General features: G+C 56.9%; 14 protein-coding genes and 1 pseudogene. 5 read left to right on the top strand and 10 right to left on the bottom strand.

What is annotated here, in order from left to right; genetic code table 11:
- Positions 1-35: 35 nt before the first annotated feature.
- Genes ACK83U_RS22935 through ACK83U_RS22920 form a run of 4 tightly spaced genes read right to left on the bottom strand, consistent with a single transcriptional unit; the run spans position 36 to position 4,125 of the window.
- Complete coding sequence (locus ACK83U_RS22935; RefSeq protein ID WP_112609002.1) at positions 36-956, bottom strand: HlyD family efflux transporter periplasmic adaptor subunit; 921 nt, start codon at positions 954-956, stop codon at positions 36-38.
- The gene (locus tag ACK83U_RS22930; protein ID WP_112609165.1) at positions 943-1,677 is read right to left on the bottom strand and encodes an ABC transporter ATP-binding protein; all 735 of its coding nucleotides are present in this window, start codon (positions 1,675-1,677) and stop codon (positions 943-945) included. Before ACK83U_RS22930 ends, ACK83U_RS22935 begins: the two co-directional genes overlap by 14 nt.
- Positions 1,678-1,681: 4 nt before the next feature.
- Entirely contained in the window at positions 1,682-2,818 is a 1,137-nt protein-coding gene (locus tag ACK83U_RS22925) for an FtsX-like permease family protein (RefSeq protein WP_112609000.1), read from the bottom strand.
- Positions 2,819-2,820: 2 nt separating this feature from the next.
- A complete protein-coding gene (locus ACK83U_RS22920) occupies positions 2,821-4,125 on the bottom strand; it encodes a TolC family protein (RefSeq protein ID WP_412475008.1) in 1,305 nt (434 codons plus the stop codon).
- 695 nt (positions 4,126-4,820) lie between these two features.
- On the opposite strand from ACK83U_RS22920, the gene ACK83U_RS22915 reads away from it, so the two are divergent.
- Positions 4,821-5,750 (top strand): GNAT family N-acetyltransferase, encoded by a 930-nt coding sequence (locus ACK83U_RS22915; protein ID WP_112608996.1) that lies wholly within the window; start codon positions 4,821-4,823, stop codon positions 5,748-5,750.
- A 23-nt stretch (positions 5,751-5,773) separates the two neighbouring features.
- Here the strand turns inward: ACK83U_RS22915 and ACK83U_RS22910 are convergent, their stop codons facing one another.
- The gene (locus ACK83U_RS22910) at positions 5,774-5,983 is read right to left on the bottom strand and encodes a hypothetical protein (RefSeq protein ID WP_412475007.1); all 210 of its coding nucleotides are present in this window, start codon (positions 5,981-5,983) and stop codon (positions 5,774-5,776) included.
- Between the two features lie 92 nt (positions 5,984-6,075).
- Here ACK83U_RS22910 and ACK83U_RS22905 point away from each other — a divergent pair.
- A pseudogene (locus tag ACK83U_RS22905) lies at positions 6,076-6,579 on the top strand (TIM barrel protein); the annotation flags it as partial.
- 92 nt (positions 6,580-6,671) lie between these two features.
- Here the strand turns inward: ACK83U_RS22905 and ACK83U_RS22900 are convergent.
- From ACK83U_RS22900 to ACK83U_RS22890, 3 genes are all read right to left on the bottom strand, one after another.
- Complete coding sequence (locus ACK83U_RS22900; RefSeq protein ID WP_112608994.1) at positions 6,672-7,505, bottom strand: carbohydrate ABC transporter permease; 834 nt, start codon at positions 7,503-7,505, stop codon at positions 6,672-6,674.
- On the bottom strand, positions 7,502-8,398 hold the full coding sequence (locus ACK83U_RS22895) for a carbohydrate ABC transporter permease (RefSeq protein ID WP_112608992.1): 897 nt from the start codon (positions 8,396-8,398) through the stop codon (positions 7,502-7,504). The genes ACK83U_RS22900 and ACK83U_RS22895 overlap by 4 nt, the downstream gene beginning before the upstream one ends.
- A gap of 128 nt (positions 8,399-8,526) precedes the next feature.
- Positions 8,527-9,861 (bottom strand): extracellular solute-binding protein, encoded by a 1,335-nt coding sequence (locus tag ACK83U_RS22890; RefSeq protein WP_112608990.1) that lies wholly within the window; start codon positions 9,859-9,861, stop codon positions 8,527-8,529.
- Between the two features lie 236 nt (positions 9,862-10,097).
- Here ACK83U_RS22890 and ACK83U_RS22885 point away from each other — a divergent pair, with 236 nt between their 5' ends.
- Complete coding sequence (locus ACK83U_RS22885) at positions 10,098-10,721, top strand: GNAT family N-acetyltransferase (RefSeq protein ID WP_112608988.1); 624 nt, start codon at positions 10,098-10,100, stop codon at positions 10,719-10,721.
- A gap of 26 nt (positions 10,722-10,747) precedes the next feature.
- On the opposite strand, the gene ACK83U_RS22880 is transcribed toward ACK83U_RS22885, so the two are convergent.
- Entirely contained in the window at positions 10,748-12,505 is a 1,758-nt protein-coding gene (locus ACK83U_RS22880; RefSeq protein ID WP_112608986.1) for a glycogen debranching protein, read from the bottom strand.
- 41 nt (positions 12,506-12,546) lie between these two features.
- Here ACK83U_RS22880 and ACK83U_RS22875 point away from each other — a divergent pair, with 41 nt between their 5' ends.
- A complete protein-coding gene (locus ACK83U_RS22875; protein WP_162708060.1) occupies positions 12,547-12,762 on the top strand; it encodes a hypothetical protein in 216 nt (71 codons plus the stop codon).
- A gap of 113 nt (positions 12,763-12,875) precedes the next feature.
- A complete protein-coding gene (locus tag ACK83U_RS22870; RefSeq protein ID WP_112608984.1) occupies positions 12,876-14,048 on the top strand; it encodes an ROK family transcriptional regulator in 1,173 nt (390 codons plus the stop codon).
- A gap of 141 nt (positions 14,049-14,189) precedes the next feature.
- Here the strand turns inward: ACK83U_RS22870 and ACK83U_RS22865 are convergent, their stop codons facing one another.
- Positions 14,190-16,049: an ABC transporter ATP-binding protein gene (locus tag ACK83U_RS22865; protein WP_112608982.1), complete on the bottom strand. Its 1,860-nt coding sequence runs from the start codon at positions 16,047-16,049 to the stop codon at positions 14,190-14,192.
- Between the last annotated feature and the right edge of the window lie 572 nt (positions 16,050-16,621).

The following is a 16,621-nucleotide window of genomic DNA, read 5'->3' as shown; positions in this document are numbered from 1 at the left end:
GCAGAGCGCTGGAGTTCTCTTCCGGCACTGAGCCATCATTTCAGAACTCGGACAACCACGCGCTGTCCAATCGCCAAAGGAGCGTCACGTGGAACGGTGATGATGCAGTTTGCCGTGCGTATATCGCTGCGTTCTCCGGGGTTTTCCGTGGATTTCGCGTGTGTCAATACTTTGGAAACTCGGCCGACACGGCCTGAAACGGTTTGTGTGGAGCGCCCTTCGGGAATGATTTCGACAGTCATGCCGGGACCGACAAGGTTGAGATATTCTTCCGGGATGTCCGCGCGCACGATTTTCGGGCCATCCGGCAAGAGGACGAACATCTCACTCATCGCCTGTGACGAAACGGCTTCGCCGGCCTTTATCGCCTGGCGTATGACAATGCCGTCGGCCGGCGCCTTGATCTCGCGCAGACTCACCTCCCGTTTGGCCATTTCGAGACGTTCCCGCGCGATATTCAGAGCCGTCGCAGCGGAGTTGGTCTCGATAGCCTGCGTCTCATAGGCGTTGCGCGCATCTTCGAGTGCCTGATCGGAAACGGCTTTGCCGGCAGCGGCGCGGCGCATTCTTTCATAGGTCTTGGAAAGGTTCCTTTCCTTGATTTCGAGGAGTTTATGATGATCTTCGGCTTGGGAAACCTCCTGCTCAGCGATGCGAACCCCAGCTTCCTCCTGCCTTCTGTCGAGAAGGGCAAGCACATCCCCCTTACGCACATACGCTCCTTCACTTGCCGGCACGTCGGCAACGGTCCCGTCGCGCACAGCCGTTATTCGATAAAGCCCTCCCTCGACGTCGACGGTTCCGCGCGCAGCGGCGGTGATGGCCGGCACGATGGCAGCGTCTGAGTTTTCGTCCGCCTTCGGGACTCCGACCGCTGTCCAGAATAGGCCCAATGTCAGGGACGAACCCAATAGGCCGGCCGCCCAAAGACGGCGCGAACGTTTAGTGTGATCCATGCCAGTACTCTCGTGTATCGGTGTTTCGCCCGGAGGCGGGCCGTTCCTCAGGCAACAGGCGCCCGTCCTCCATCCTGAGGAGGCGATCTGCTTTCGAAAACAGACGGCTATCGTGCGAGACGCACAGAACCGCCGTTCCCAACTGTCTGGCCGTATCACGCAGGATCTCGACGATCCTCGACCCATTGCTGCTGTCGAGCGCACTCGTCGGCTCGTCTGCAAACAGGATCGCGGGCTCTTTGACGATGGCTCTCGCAATGGCAACGCGCTGCTTCTCGCCGCCGGACAGATGCGAAGGCCGTAAATGCTGGCGGTGCAGCAGGCCGACACGCTCCAGCGCCGCAAGCGCCCGAGCTCGTGCCTCGGCTTCCGGAACCTTGAGGTAATCCAGCGGCACTTGAACCTGCTCGAGCGCGGAAAGTGCCGGAAAGAGATTGAAGCCCTGAAAGATAAAACCGCAGCTTCTCAGGCGAAACGCATCTCTCTGCGCGTCCGTCGAGGAAGAGAGATCGGTTTCGCCGGCGCGAAGCTGTCCGCTGTCGGGTTTGGTCATACCGCCGAGCGTCGCCAGAAGCGTGCTCTTGCCGCAGCCGGAAGGGCCGCTCAGGACAGCGAATTCACCGCGATACATCTCGACGGAAATATCGACGAGCGCGTTTGTACGAACGCCCTGGACGGTGAAGGACTTGTGGAGATTGAGAGCAGTGATAGCAGATCGCATCATATCATCTCAATAAGGAAGCCGGGTCTGCCTGACGCAGGCGATGAATCGAAAGAAGACAGGCAAGTACCGCCACGACGAGAACAACGAGCGAGGCGAGAAGGATGACGATGCCGTCGAGCACGAAAGGAACCTTGTAGACCTGCGCAATGAGGGCGATGATAAGGCTTAATACGCCGCTGATGATCAGGCCGGAACCCCCCACCCAGGCCGCCTGCTCGGCGACAATGGTTCTCAACTCGCCAAAGGGCACGCCGAGCGCGCGAAGCGTGGCATATTGCGGAAGCGCGCCTGCGACTGCCGCCATGAGGGTCTGGCTGGTTATGAGCGCTCCAATGGTTGCGGCTATCAGCGTCGCAAAGATGAACGCAATACCGGCGCCGGAATCGAACAGCATATAGCTGGTCGACATGCTCGCAAGCCTGCCGGAAGGCCAGATCTCGAACCGGTCGGCAGAGGCTCGTTGATTAAGACGCCTGATCACGCCCGCGGACTTATCGCCAGTATTGATATCGAACAGGAAATATGTGGCGGCGCCATCGGTGGGCAGCGTCTGATCAAGCACGCGCGCGGTATCGAGCGAACCGACGACATTCACACCACCCAGACCGCGAAGCCCGTCAATGAGGCCGACCACGCGTACGGCATGACCGTTGACCTCCGCCAGATCCCCGGGTTTGCTGGAAAGCTTGTCACCGTCGGACGCGTCAACGACCACGGCACCGGGCTCGCGCAGCTGGCTGCGCAATCCTGCCGGAACGACCTTAGCCAGCCCGGCACTGCCGGTCTCGGTATCGATACCTATGATCGTGACGCTGACGCCACCATTGCCTCCGGCGGCGCGCCAGTCGCCGGATCCGAGCAACAACGGCTCGATATGGGACACAAGAGGCTCGGAATAGAGGCTCGTCAACACGCGCGCTTTCACCGTTCGCCCAAGTTCGACGCTTTGCGTGCCGGGATAGCCGGCCCAGTAATCGGCAGTCGATTGCGATACATAAAGCGAATTCGCACTCACAATCCCAAGCAGCAACGCTCCTTGGGCTGTCATGAGAAGCCCGGAAAAGGCAACGGCTGCAACAGCCGGCAAAAAGCGCCGCCATTCGTAGATAAGGGTTTTGCGCGCGATCGGAACTGGCATGACTACATCCGCCTTTCCGGCACAGGAGATGACGAAGCCTGCTGCGCGGTACCTGTTGCCTTGTAGAAAGCGATGAGGGCGCGGGCTTCGTCTTCGAGACTGTCTGTCAGCGAAGCCCGCAGTTCCAATATGTCGAGCGCGCCCCTGATGGACTTCGATTTATCTTCCAGACCTTCTTGAACGAGCTTATCAGCGCTGTTGCGCACCATCGTCGCTCGCTTCAATCTCGATCTTAGCAGCGTCGTCTTTTGTCGGGCGGCATTGAACTCACGCAGCGCTCTGGACGCTTCCTCATAGGCAACGAGAACGGCCTGCCGGTATGCCAGGCCCGCTTCCCGAAATTTGGCTTCGCTCGCCGCGACGACGTCTTTGCGCCGGCCCAGATCGAACAGCGGGATTTGCAGCGATGGCCCTCCGGAAGCGCCAAACAAAGAACTTCCAATCGGAGCGCCAATCCCTATCGTGCCGGAGAGGCGTAGTTTCGGATAGAGGTCGCTTTTCGCAATGCCGACCTGCGCGCCCGCTTGGGCTACCGCGAATTCGGCTCGCCGCACGTCGGGTCGCAAACGCAGCAGATCGGCGGGACGGCCTCCCAGCAGGCTGGCTCGGACGGTTGGCTGCGGCTGAGGTTTAGAGAGGTCCGCGGTCGGCGTCGACGTTCCTTCGAGGGTCGCGATTTGCTGGACTGACGTAGCGATCTCGCTTTCCAACTCAACGAGCCTCGATCTGGCAGTGTCGATGACCGATTTCTGCAGTTCCGTGTCGGACGCCGTCGCCAGACCTACCTGCTCCCTGACGTTTGCCAGTCTGGAATTCCTCTCCAACAGACCGATCATGTCGGCAGTGTCGGCACGACGTCTTTGGAGCGCCCGAAGGTGAACGTAATTGGCGGCGATTTCCGCTGTCACCGCCAGTTTTGCCGCCGCCAGATCCTCATAAGCGATCTGCGCGGTCAGATCGGCCGATTTCTGGACCTGCCTGTCTTGTCCAAACAGAGCGACCTCCCAGCCTGCCTCGAGATTCAATTGCAGCGGACGCCGCGTGAAATCGTTATTCACCCGGGGTCCGGTTGCAGCATTTGCAATCCCGGTTGCCCCCAGCTCCGGCCGATAGCCGGAAAGCGCCGAATGCGCCATCGCTCTTGCCGCTGCAAGGTTCTGCTGGGCCTGCGCAACGGTGAGGTTGCTGTTTGCGGCACGAGAAACGAGCGACGACAACATCTGGTCGTGAAAGCCTTCCCACCATGCCAGATCCTTGGCGCCAGCCTGAGAGCTGCCGGGCGATGCCCCTGCATAGGCAGAAGGCAAGGGCGGAGGCGCTGCGGGTGGAGATAGATCCATCGTTTGACAGGCCGGCAGAGCGAATGTCAACATCATCATCGACAGGATGATTTGCAGGCACCGGTGTACGCGCTTCGGTATATCGGAACTGTCATTTTGACCCATGCCGTGCGGTCGGCACACAATACTATAAGATCTGCCGATCATGATCCCGTCACTAAGCGATCCATTTCGTAACCGTTGCAGTCGCACTTTGTGGCTGATCGCATAACGAAAAGCTCGGCAACACTGCCCGGTGAAATAGCCTGGTTCTGTGCAGATTTCATGGAGATTGCATACAGATTGAGTGAACGGCGGCGCATGGCGGGCAGCCAGTGTTTCACTCGTGAATTACTCTGCGGACCCTCACAATTGCCGATGATAGCGCTGCGGCGACAGAGGCAAGCATCAAGCGCTGCAACATGGCCGAGAGATTCTAAGGACGCTCTCGAAGAGTTTTGACATCAATCATTGCTGTGTTTAAGCGCAAACTATCTGAATATACTGCCCGCCCCATCAATATAAACAGCGATCGATTGCAGGATTTTATCTTAAGCCGGGGGAAAATATTACTTCATTTCTGAGGACGCCTGAGTATGCTAAGAGAGGTACTTTGGGGATGCTGCAGCAACTTAACCAATTCAAGAAGCAAGTTTGCACATTTCTTTTGGAGGAGGCCCGGAGTGTTGGATCCTTTGATACCGACAATATTTCACGAGCACTGGTGGCTCGATGCTGCAACGAAGGGACGAGCCGAGATATCCGAAGTGACCGAAGGCGGGCGGACAGTGGGCCGGCTGCCCTATCTCAAGGAAACGAGACTTGGTCTGCACAGCATCAATATGCCGACCCTCACCCACTTTCTCGGCCCGGGCATCAACGACGGTTCGGGCAGCGAGCCGAACCGCTTCGTGAAGCGTCAGGCGATCACGCGTGAGCTCATCCGCAAGCTGCCACAGTTCTCCTCGTTCCGTCAGAAGCTGCACCACAACGTCAGAGACGTGCTTGCTTTTCAGGCCGAGGATTTCGAGGTGACGGCTCAGTTCACATTCGAAGTCGGCCCGGCCCCTCTGGAAGTTATGTGGAAAGCCATGCGGGACAAGACACGAAATGTCATCCGTCGGGCAGAGGAGCGTTACGGCGTCTCGAACATCATGGACCCGCAGGCATTCTTCCGCTTTTCCATCGCCAATCTTAGGGCCAAAGGTGAGGAACCCAATATCGACTTTGTCACCTGCATAGATGTCGCCACCAGGGCACTTGACCGCGGACGTGGTCATTTCTACGTCGCAGTGGACGACAAAGGGGATGTCAGGGCAGCTATATTTTGTGTCTGGGATGCCAGATCGTATTACTACATGTTATCAACCCGCACGGCCGACAGCGGCAACGGCGCGATCCCTCTGTTGATCTGGAGTGCCATCAAAAATGCCGCTTCGATGGGGCTGGTCTTCGACTTTGACGGTGTGGCGAATGCCGGTTCCATCCTGCTCTATTCCGGCTTCGGCGGCACCGTTTCTCCGCGCTACATTGTGATGAAGTCGAACACCCTCTACCAGACTTTGCGCAGGATCCGCCGCATCAACCCAAGAGTTTCGAACCATTTTCTTTGAGGACAGGCACAAGCACGCACCATTCACGCTGCGTCGACCGAAAAGCACGGCATTAGATAGCTCGGAACTGCATTATGTCGCCGCGTCAGCTCGGCCGGTTCGTGCTGTGAGGCGGCTGCCAGGATGCCGGTGCGCACCAGCACGGAGGCCAGATCCATATCGCCCGCACCCTTGATGTCGTGTTCGTACTGTCGCCGATGCAGACGAACCTGCCGGCTTCGGCATTCGTCCAACGGGATATCGCCAGCATGTAGATCTCGCGATATGGCATGCCGATCCAGTGCATCTTACCGCCAAGCTCCTCGTAGATTCTGGCGATCGCACCAAGGTCGCCGACAAGGCAAAGGCTTCCGGCGGCACCCTCAACCTCGAGGTCGTCAATCGGTTCGAGAGCAATATGCTGAACACTGCCGCCCAGGGCATGGCTTACATTCGCGATACCGGCGCCTCCAACGTTTTCCTGCATCTCGACACGTTCCATATGAACATCGAGGAGGCCGATGTCGGGCTCGCTATCCGCCATGCTGGCGACAAGATCGGCTACGTCCATATCGGCGAAAGCCATCGCGACTATCTCGGAACCGGCAATATCGATTTCGCCGCCATTTTCGATGCATTGGTCGCAATCGGCTGGAATGACTACGTAACCTTCGAATCCTTCTCGACCGCCATCGTCGACAAGGACCTATCGCTGAAGACTGCGATCTGGCGCAATCTCTGGGACGACAATGTTGCCCTTGCCAAGCATGCACGGCAATTCATCGAACTCGGACTGGAAACCACCAGCCGCAAGGCGGAACTGGTGAAGCTGGCCCACCTTTCCGGTTGAGCCATTTCCGCAATAGTGGATCAAAGGTCACCCGACGGTCAGCAAACACCGGCGTAGAATTGCTCATCTCGCACGGCAAAGCACATACAGATCTACTTTGTCGCTCCAGCCGTGAGGCCTGTGATGAGTTTGCGCTGGAATAGCATGTAAGCGAGAATGAGCGGGCCGATAACGATGACAGCGCCCGCCGTCAGCACAGGCGTATTAACCGTATAACGTCCCTGGAAAAACAGCATGCCGATCGGCAGGGTGCGATAGTTGTCGTCATTGACCAGAACAAGTGGAATAAGAAATTCGTTCCATGTCCAGATAAAAAGGAACAATGCCAGCGTCGACATCGACGGCAGCATCAAAGGCACGATAACTTTCGACAGAATGTATCGTCTGGATGCTCCATCGAGGACAGCTGCCTCTATGATCTCCGATGGCAACTGCTGCATCGCACTTGCCATGAACATCGTCGCAAAGGGCAGCGACATGGCAATTTGCGGCAGGATCAATGCCGCATAGGTGTTGATGAGGCCGACATAGCGCATCTCATAGTAGAGCGGAATGATGAAGGCCTCAGTCGGCACCATCATGCCTATAGTCAAGAGAACGAAAATGGTACGTCTGAAAGGAAAGCTCAGGAATGCGAAACTGAATCCCGCCAATGTCCCGAGTATGATACTGACAATGACTACAGGGAAAACGATCAGAACCGAATTCAGGAAATAGACGTTAAAATGGCCTTCGATCCAAGCATTCGCATAATTCTCGAAATGCGGATAGGCGGGCAATACGAATGCGCCCTGGATAAGATCGGCACGGCTCTTCAGAGACGTCAGTATCAGAAGCGCGAAGGGGATAACCGTCAGGACCGCAAAGACCCAAAGAATGATACGCGACGGCAGAACCGCGCCTATTCCATGAAAATTTCTGCTCACGATGCACTCCCCTCATTCACTGGCCGCACCAGACGATGAACGGCATAATTGATTGTGAAGACGAGAATCGCACCGATGATGGCCACGGCCGATGCATAGCCATATCGATTCAATTGGAAGCCAAGCTCGTACATGTAAATATTGGGAACGAGGGTTGCATTGGCTGGGCCGCCCCTGGTCATCGTAAAGATCAGGTCAAAGCTCTTGATGGAAGCAATGATGGTGAGAAGCAACGCGATGCGTATTTCCGGCAGCAGGAGCGGCAGCGTTATGAAAAAGAAAATCCTGCTTCCTGAAGCACCGTCCACCCTCGCCGCTTCAAACAGCGAAGGATCAATCCGCTGAATACCGGAAAGAAACAGGACCATACAGAAACCGAAGAAATACCAGCTGGCGACGATGCCTACGGCCGGTAGGACAAAGGTGAAATCGCCAAGCCAGGGTAAAGCGATCGAACCCAGGCCAGCCAGCTTCAACGCTTGATTGATGGGACCGAAGGCGGGATTGTAGAGCCAGTGCCAGATGATGCCGAGAACGGCGGTCGGCATGATATAGGGCAAAAACAGCAATGTGCGCAGTGCGAACTGCTCTCGCTGCCTGAGCGACCAGACCAATGCGGCAAGCAAGAGGCCGACGACGATCGGGATGACACAGTAGAACACCATAAAGAGCGCATTGTTTTTCAATGCGACATAGAAAGTCTCATCCGAAAGCAATTTTGCATAATTGCCGAAGCCAATCCAATTGGGCGAACCGATCCCGTTCCACTCGGTGAAGCTGATACCGATTGCTGCGATAATGGGGCCGAGTACGAGAGCAAAATAAACCAGCAAACCAGGCAGAATATAAATGAGATTTCTGCTGGCGTTGGCATCAAGTGGCGAACGTTTCATGCACCATCTCATGAATATGCCAGGGGCCGACTAGCGCCTCTCTGGCCGTGATCAGGATTGACGTAGCGAAGTTTCCCGCCGCTGCTTCTCATCAAATGGAGCAGCGGCAGGATTGCTGTGTCTGGCAATCACTTGCTCTTCATGTAGGCGGCATAATCCGCATCGAGCTTGCCGATCAGCTCTTCAGGCGTTTGTTTGTTCGCAAGCAGCAAGGGCGTATTTTCATCAAACGTCTTGAGCATGGTGGGGCTCGCCCAATCGGGATAATGCCCCAGTGCGTTATCATCGTTCAGCGATTTCCAGATCGCGATGCCCTCCTTCAGAAGCGGGGAAGCGTTAACCCCGGCATCTTCCGAAACGGGAGTTGCTGGCAGATAGCCGGCTCGGGCCCAGGTCACGGATGCGTCCTTGGAGACCATGTAATTGATGTATTCGCCGGCGAGATCCTTCATTTTGTCGCTCTTCGCCAGGCTGGTGATCGCCCAGGCAAGGTCGACCCCGCCGACCGAAAGCGGATGCTTGATACCGGCAGGCGCCGGGATCGGCATGAAATGGATATCCGGATTGTTCTGCATATCGCCGAAGTACCAGGTACCAGAAATCAAAAAGGCCCCTTGGCCGGCGACAAAAAGCTGAACCGCATCGTCACCCGAGATGCCCTGGTAACCATCGGAGAAATAGCCGTTTGTTGCCCATTTCTGAGCAAGTCTCACCGATTCCAGATTGCCTGGCGTATTCCAGGTTCCACCGCGGCCATAGATCAGGTCATCGAGCGCCTTTCGATCGGACGCATCGATATGCGCCTGACTGATCCCGGCCAGCATATGGAGCGCCAGGTGGCCCTTCGCAGTGCCTATGGTAAGCGGTGGGGTGCCTGCCGCCTTGACCTTATCGAGGGCTGCAAGGAAATCGTCGAAGTTCTTGATCGGCAGTTCGACTCCGGCGGCTTTCAAGACCTTTTCGTTGTAATAAAGACCGACGATTTCGGCGAGCGACGAGATACCGTAGGTCTCCCCGACACCGAACTCGCCCTTGCTCGACCATCGGTCACGCGCAAGCAGACTATCGGACTGGTTTTTATCCCAGCCATATTTCTTGAGATAGGTATCGACAGGAACGAGAAGGTTTTCCTTCACCATCGCGCCCATGTCGCCGGCGCCCTGGTTAACTTTGGTCACTACTGGACCATCGCCGGATGAAACCGCAAGCTTTAGCGTAAGATTGAGATCCTGGAAGTCGCGCACGGTATGGTCGAGCTTAACCTCAGGATGCGCCTTCTGGAAATTGGCGTTGAGCTCGGTCATCACGGCAGCCCGCGACTCCGAGTCATGGTCGTCCCAGACGGTAAGCGTCTCGGCAAAGACGGCCGTCGACATGCCGAGCCCGACGAACGTGACGCCCGCCAAAATTCCTGCCTTCTTCAGAATTGATGCCATGTTGATGGAGATGAAATCGCTAAACATTGATTGGTTCCCTCTAGCTGCGTTTTGGCAGTTCCTATCGTTTCCAACCGGCCGGTCCTGCTGAGACAAGCCGAATGTCTTGCATCGTCAGGCCTTTACTGACCTGATGAATTTCCTTATCCTTTTCAAAAGATCCGCGGGCTTTCATCCCGCAGATGCAGTGCCTCAACCTTCCCAGTTTTACCGCTGCCTGATGTCAGCTCGCGCCGTGCAGCGGCCAGCAAATCGATGGTGCGATGCCTCCTAAGATCGACAATTATTTCATCCGTCCGGCGACCGAGAACGACGTTGACGCCCTCTTCCATATTTGTCTGGTGACGGCTGACGCGGGAGCCGATGCGAGTGCGCTTTACAGCAATCCGCGCCTTCCCGGTTACGTATGGGCGGTGCCCTACCTCAAATTCGCTCCGGAATTCGCGTTCGTTCTTGCCAGCTATGACCGGGTCGTCGGCTATATTGTCGGTACGCCGGATACCGCCGGCTTTGACAAAGCGCTCGGCAGAGATTGGTGGCCGGTTGTTCGCCGCGAGATCGCTAGTCTGGTACCCAGCACCGAAAAAGACGCCGATGTTCTGGAGCGAATAGCCAGTCCTCACAGCGGCACGCCGGGCCTTGAAGAAACCTACCCCGCGCATCTCCACATCAATATTCTGCCCGAAGCGCAATCGGGCGGATGGGGACGCCTGATGATCAAGACCATGCTCAATAAGCTTTCGAGCAACGGCGTGCCCGCGGTCCATCTTGGCGTCAGTCCCGCAAACGAACGTGCCAAGGGTTTCTACAGGCATCTCGGCTTCGAAGAACTCAGCCATGACGGGCACCTTGCCTTCGTTATGAAATTGGACATGCCGGCAATCTGAACAGAAATCTTGCCGGCCTTCCTTCATTACCTATTCTCCGCGTTCGCCGCTTCCAGGCCATATTTGAGCACGACAGCCGCCGGCATCGCGCTCCACCCCTGCAGCAGGGAACCGCGTCCATAGGGTGGCGAGAAATATTCGACAGCGCCGGCCCAACCATTTGCCAGGCAGGTTTCCCACCAGCGTATAAGGGCATAGCGTGCGCCACCGAGACCGTGGCGTATTCTCTCTTCCGCATAGACACCGTCCCAATAGGGCCAATCGGATCCATTGTGATAGCGAAAGGGGAAAGCGGTTTTCGATCTCACGTCACTTGCCCGCTTGAACGGCGGATAGGCGCACAACATACCCCAATCGCCATAGGGCTGTCTGGTATTGTTTCGAGCCTCCAGGACCTCTTCCATGGCCTTGAGGAGGCCAGTGGCGCGTGTCTGCGAAATCGCCCCATAACGGGAGAGCGTCAGACTGTCGAGGACAAGATGATCCTCGACAAATCCATCAGGAGTGACGAAATCGGCGTAACCATTTCTGCTGGGGACGAAAAGCCTGTCCTCGATTTCGGCACGAGCGGAGGCCGCTACCTCGCGTGCCTTCTGTGCCAATGCGGGGTCATGTCCGGCTCCCAGCTTGGCCACGCCATCCAATGCACCGACGAAAAGGCCGAGATTGTAGGAGACGAGGCCCTCCCGGTAGACATTGTCCGCCCAATCCCTGTCGTTTCGCGGCTTCAGCGGCAATACGCTGCCGGGGCCTGCAAGAGCCAGATATCGTTCAATAATGGCCGTCACAAGCGGCCAGTGCCGCACCGCCTCCGTCATATCCCCCGTCGTTTCCACATAGTCGGCGAGAAAGAGGATGAAGAAAAGCGGGCTGTCAAAATGATCGCTCCACCAATCATCGGGACGATTGTGATGCTCCGGAGCAGCCTTCCCGCGATATTTCTCGGGATTTCGTGTGGCATCGAGAACGAAGTTCTGCCAGGCGCGCGATTGCGCCGGTCCGGTCAAAATCACACCGCTCGGCGCCTCCCCGTCGGGCTGGACTCCCTTGGCCAAAAGTCGAATTTCATCGCGTACCGCTTCCGGCGCAAGCTTCAGCAGCATTTGCATCGTCCAGTAGCCATCGCGATAATAGGTACGTGCAGGCGCACTGTAAGCCTGCCCCGCGGCCAGACCGGCAAACCTGCCATTCTCATCCAGGCGGATGCTGGAAAGTGCGGCGTGTGCTCCCTGCATCACCATGCTCCGCATTACGGGATCGGCCTTCGGCGTGAGGTCGCAGCGAGCTATATAACTCGCGGCTTCTGCGACGATAGCGTCGTTTGCAAGACCGAATGCAGCTTCTGCTTCCTCTTTTGAGGCTCCGGCAGCAATACGGATATCGCCATCATCGACCTCGATGATCGTCGCACCCCAACCGGTCACGACGATACGGCGATTATTGCGTTTGGTGAGCTTGGGCTTCGGACTATCCTTGTCACTCTCATGCCACCAAGCGCAGCGACGCGCCGGATAAACGCCCTCCAGGCGGGCATTGCGGATCAGAAGGATGGGCCTTGATTGGGCGACAAAGATGCCACCCGCTCCGGCAATAATCCTGTTTGGCCCGTAAATGTAAGGTCCAGCAAGCCTAGAAAAACGTATGCGCCCCAGACGACCGCTTCCCCAAAGAGCGAGATCAAGATAGCCGTCGGGATGCGCATCCGCCTGCAGTCGAGGCGCCATGATCGGCAGGATGACCGGGTGGCTGGTTGTGATTTCGCCGTGGGACGTGGGAGTCATCATGGCAAATCAAGCACCTTTCACCGCACGGTGTCGGACATGGGATGACGTATGAAAATCAGGCGGCAATACCAAGCAATCTTGCCGAAATGGAGCGCTATAAAGTCCGCGGCATAGGCGAAAGGAGCTCTCTCATCCGTTGGCCTCGCTTTCATGACCCCTCCGCAATTTGCTTAGTCACTGGGGAAGTCTACAAATCACGCGCCGAATTTGTCAATGATATGGACAAATTAAATGATTTCGCCCAGCCAACCGACTGAGATTTACTTGCTTTTTGTCCATTTTCCCTGGAATTTGACATTGCCGCAGCACGACATGGATGAATTAGGAAAAGGTCCCGAACTAATTAGAGGTAGAATGCGAGACCGCCATCATGCCTAACGCGCCACAGACACCGATCGCGCGAAAAATCTCGACGAACTCTGTCATTCGGACCATCCTTGCCAAAGGCCCTATTTCCCGCGCGGATATTGCCAAGCAAACCGGCTTATCAAAGCAAACCATTTCCGACGTCGTTCGCAGTTTGGAGAGCAACGGGTGGCTGAAGCCGACCGGATATACCGATGGGCGTTTGGGGCGAACGGCAATAACCTATGAGCTCGATGCGAGCGCGGGCTTTGCCGCCTCCATTGATCTTGGCGGAACCAAGATTGCCGCCATCATCTGCGATCTCGTCGGAAATGTCGTCGCCGAAACGAAGGTGCCGACGAACGCACGCGGCGGGCTCCACCTGGTCGATCAATTCCAGGCCATTATTGAGGATCTTGCCCACAGCGCCGGTATTGATCTTTCCAAATTGCGCATCATCGTGCTGGCGACGCCAGGCATACTTGACCCGGCCACCGGACATATCAACGTTGCACCGAACATCCCGGGTGTGGAAACGATCGACTTGCGCCGGCTCCTGAGTGACAGGATGGCAACCCCGGTTATCATCGAAAATGACGTCAATCTTGCTGTGCAAGGAGAACGATGGCGAGGGCACGGCTCCACGTCGGATAATTTTGCCTTCGTGGCACTCGGAACCGGTATCGGGATGGGCATCATTGCAAATGGTCGCCTCATGCGCGGCGCGCGGGGCGGCGCCGGCGAGATAGCCTATCTACCTCTCGGCGGGGAGCCATTTGATCCAGACGGCTTTACACTTGGAACGCTGGAAAGCGCCGTGGGCAGCGCGGCAATGGTGCGGCGCTATTGCGGATATGGTGGGCAAGGCAAGGCAACGGTGGCGGATCTTTTTTCGGCGCTGGTGGCTGGTGAGCCCGCTGCTGTTGCCGTCATCGAAGAAACGTCGCGATTGATTGCGCTTGCCATTGCCGCAATCGGCGCAACGCTCGACCCCGAATTGGTGATCATGGGCGGCAGTATCGGCGCTCGGCCCGAACTTGTCGAAGCTATCAGCAGATATCTACCACGTTGCACACCCTACCCGCCGCGCATCGAAATCAGTCAGTTTGGCAATCGGGCGGCACTCATCGGTGGCATCAGCATTGCCGTCGAGCACATGCACCACGAGCTGTTCGGTGTCGATTTGCAAGATCCGTGAAATAGACATCTATCGCTCGGATGACGCGGAAAAGCTGTCGATTGCAACCGTGTCTACGGATCGCTGACGACCCTCAGGCCTCGGCAGCGTGATACCCTCCGGAGATAGTCACCGGTTTGCCGCTTTGCAATCTCGATTTCCCTATGCCACCGGGCTATCTTCCAAGGCCAGAAAGCCTCCCGATTGCCGTCGCCACAATCTTGCATAAAGGCCATCTTTGGCGATCAGCTCCTCATGCCTCCCCTCCTCGACGATCCGGCCCTCGTCGAGCACGATGAGCCGGTCGAGTTCCGCGATCGTTGAAAGACGATGCGCGATGGCAAGCACTGTCTTGTCGCGCATCAGGCGATGAAGTTGGCCCTGGATCACCGCCTCCACCTCTGAATCGAGGGCGGAAGTCGCTTCGTCGAGCACGAGGATAGGAGCATCCTTGAGCAACACGCGAGCAATGGTGATGCGCTGGCGCTGGCCGCCGGAGAGCTTGACGCCGCGCTCGCCTACGCGCGAGTCATAGCCGGCACGCCCTTCCTGGTCAGAAAGTCCTATGATGAAATCATGGGCGGCCGCCTGCTGGGCCGCGGTCTCGATTTCTTCTCGTCCGACCCCCGTGCGACCATAGGCGATGTTTTCATGAATTGAGCGATGAAGCAGCGAATTATCCTGCGTTACCACGCCGACATGCCGCCGCAGGCTGTCCTGGGTAACGCCTGCGATGTCCTGACCATCGATGAGGATTCGGCCGGACTGGATCGGATAGAGACGCAGCAAAAGATTGACCAGCGTCGATTTGCCGGCGCCGGAGGGACCGACAATGCCGATCTTTTCACCGGGACGAATGACGAGCGACAGATCGGTAAAGACGGGCCTGGCGCCGCCATAGCGGAAATGAACGTGATCGAAGACGATCTCGCCTCTGGGAACCGCCAATGTGCCGGCGTCGGGCGCATCAAGGAGATCATGCGGCTTTGCAATGGTCAGCATGCTCTCCTGCACGGTACCGATATTGTCGAAAACATCGCGGATCAGGTACATCAGCCAGCCCGACATCTGGACAAGCCGCAACACCAAGGTGATGGCTGCCGCCCCAGCGCCGGCGGTCATGGCCCCGTGGGTCCACAAATATAGTGTCAAACCGGCAGTGATGACGATCAGAACGCTATTGAGGATCTGAAGCACGAGGCTGGCACCGAGGATCAACCGCATCAGGTCGAGGAAACTATCGTTCCAGCGTTTCAGAGAGTCCCGAACGGCGGTACGCTCGAGATCGCCGCGGGCAAAGAGCTTCACGGTGAGAATATTCGTATAGGAATCGACGATGCGGCCGGTGGTCGATGAGCGGCCGAGGGAATTGGCCTCCGAACGTTTCAGAGCCCGCGGGACGAAATATCTGAGAAGCACCGCATAGGCTACCAGCCAGATGATAACCGGCAACATCAACCAAACATTGACGGAGCCGAAGAAGCCGATCGTGACCGAGGCGAAGATCAGAGCGTACCAAAGGTCGCCGATCACGGCGATGACAGCCGAGCGGATGGATTGTCCCGCCTGGATGACGCGTGCCGAGAGCCTGCCGGCAAAATCATTCTGGAAATAGCTCAACGAATGGCCGAGCGTATAGATGTGATTGCGCCAGCGGATCTGATTGGTAAGCGGCGGCACCACGATCTGGTTGGTAACCACCTGCGTCACGAAAAACAGGATCGGCCGCAGCACCAGAATGACGAAGGCAGCGCCCGCAAGCGGCCAGCCATAATCCTGAAACACCGTCTGTGGCGAGTGCTTGTTGAGCAGGTCGACAAACCAGCCGACCATCAAATAAATAGCCGCTTCTATACCGCTGAAGGCGAGCTCGATCAGCATGATGGCGACGAGCCATCCTTTGACCACCTTGAGATGATGCCACATGAAACGCCATACGCCCGTTGGCGGCGTCTCGTCCTCGTTGAACGGGGCGAAAATATCGATGCGGCTTTCCAGGAAGTGAAACAGGCGAGCAAACATCAAAATAAGACCTTGGCTGAAGACATCATCGGCTGAAAGCCGGCGAATTTGGGGAGAAGGTCTGGCACGGGCCGATTTATGGCACGCCAACCGACAGGAACATCCCGTTCGTTGTCCGCGTTGAGTGTCCGCATGTAGGCATCGACCACCTCATTCGGTGACGTTTTCTCAAATCGGCGACAAGACGCCGCGTGTTCACGGCATTCGCAGGCACCGTGAAATTTCTGCCAACAGGCGCAAACCGCCGGCCAGAACTCTCTACGATATCTAATAATTCAGGCAAAACGACAACGGAGCGAAAGACGGTTAGCGCTATTTATACGCTGATGCCGTACCGCGATTCGCGCTTCACTTGTGATAAAGACCTAGCCGGACGATCGGCCAGAAGCAAGTTACAAATCCCATAGCCGAGCAGTAACGGCCGAAGCCCCATCGTGTTTGGGCTTGCGTTGCACACGCGGAGACGCGCATACAGCTGACAGCGAATAGGACAGGCTCTACATAGCGCCAATTCAGCACGAAGACATAGGCAAACAACCGAGCGGCTGCGGAGCAGGCCTCAGCCAGCTTGC

This window comes from Rhizobium sp. WW22 (assembly GCF_047041135.1).
Classification (GTDB): Bacteria; Pseudomonadota; Alphaproteobacteria; order Rhizobiales; family Rhizobiaceae; genus Rhizobium.
Note: the sequence above shows the minus strand (reverse complement) of the source record. Positions and strands in the feature narration are given on the sequence as shown.

Bases quoted from the DNA above. Each gene is read 5' to 3' on its own strand.
- ACK83U_RS22885 (WP_112608988.1), top strand. From the start codon at position 10,098: ATGCCTCCTAAGATCGACAATTATTTCATCCGTCCGGCGACCGAGAAC.
- ACK83U_RS22935 (WP_112609002.1), bottom strand. From the start codon at position 956: ATGGATCACACTAAACGTTCGCGCCGTCTTTGGGCGGCCGGCCTATTG.
- ACK83U_RS22880 (WP_112608986.1), bottom strand. From the start codon at position 12,505: ATGATGACTCCCACGTCCCACGGCGAAATCACAACCAGCCACCCGGTC.
- ACK83U_RS22925 (WP_112609000.1), bottom strand. From the start codon at position 2,818: ATGCCAGTTCCGATCGCGCGCAAAACCCTTATCTACGAATGGCGGCGC.
- ACK83U_RS22890 (WP_112608990.1), bottom strand. From the start codon at position 9,861: ATGTTTAGCGATTTCATCTCCATCAACATGGCATCAATTCTGAAGAAG.
- ACK83U_RS22870 (WP_112608984.1), top strand. From the start codon at position 12,876: ATGCCTAACGCGCCACAGACACCGATCGCGCGAAAAATCTCGACGAAC.
- ACK83U_RS22895 (WP_112608992.1), bottom strand. From the start codon at position 8,398: ATGAAACGTTCGCCACTTGATGCCAACGCCAGCAGAAATCTCATTTAT.
- ACK83U_RS22875 (WP_162708060.1), top strand. From the start codon at position 12,547: ATGACGTATGAAAATCAGGCGGCAATACCAAGCAATCTTGCCGAAATG.
- ACK83U_RS22930 (WP_112609165.1), bottom strand. From the start codon at position 1,677: ATGCGATCTGCTATCACTGCTCTCAATCTCCACAAGTCCTTCACCGTC.
- ACK83U_RS22865 (WP_112608982.1), bottom strand. From the start codon at position 16,049: ATGTTTGCTCGCCTGTTTCACTTCCTGGAAAGCCGCATCGATATTTTC.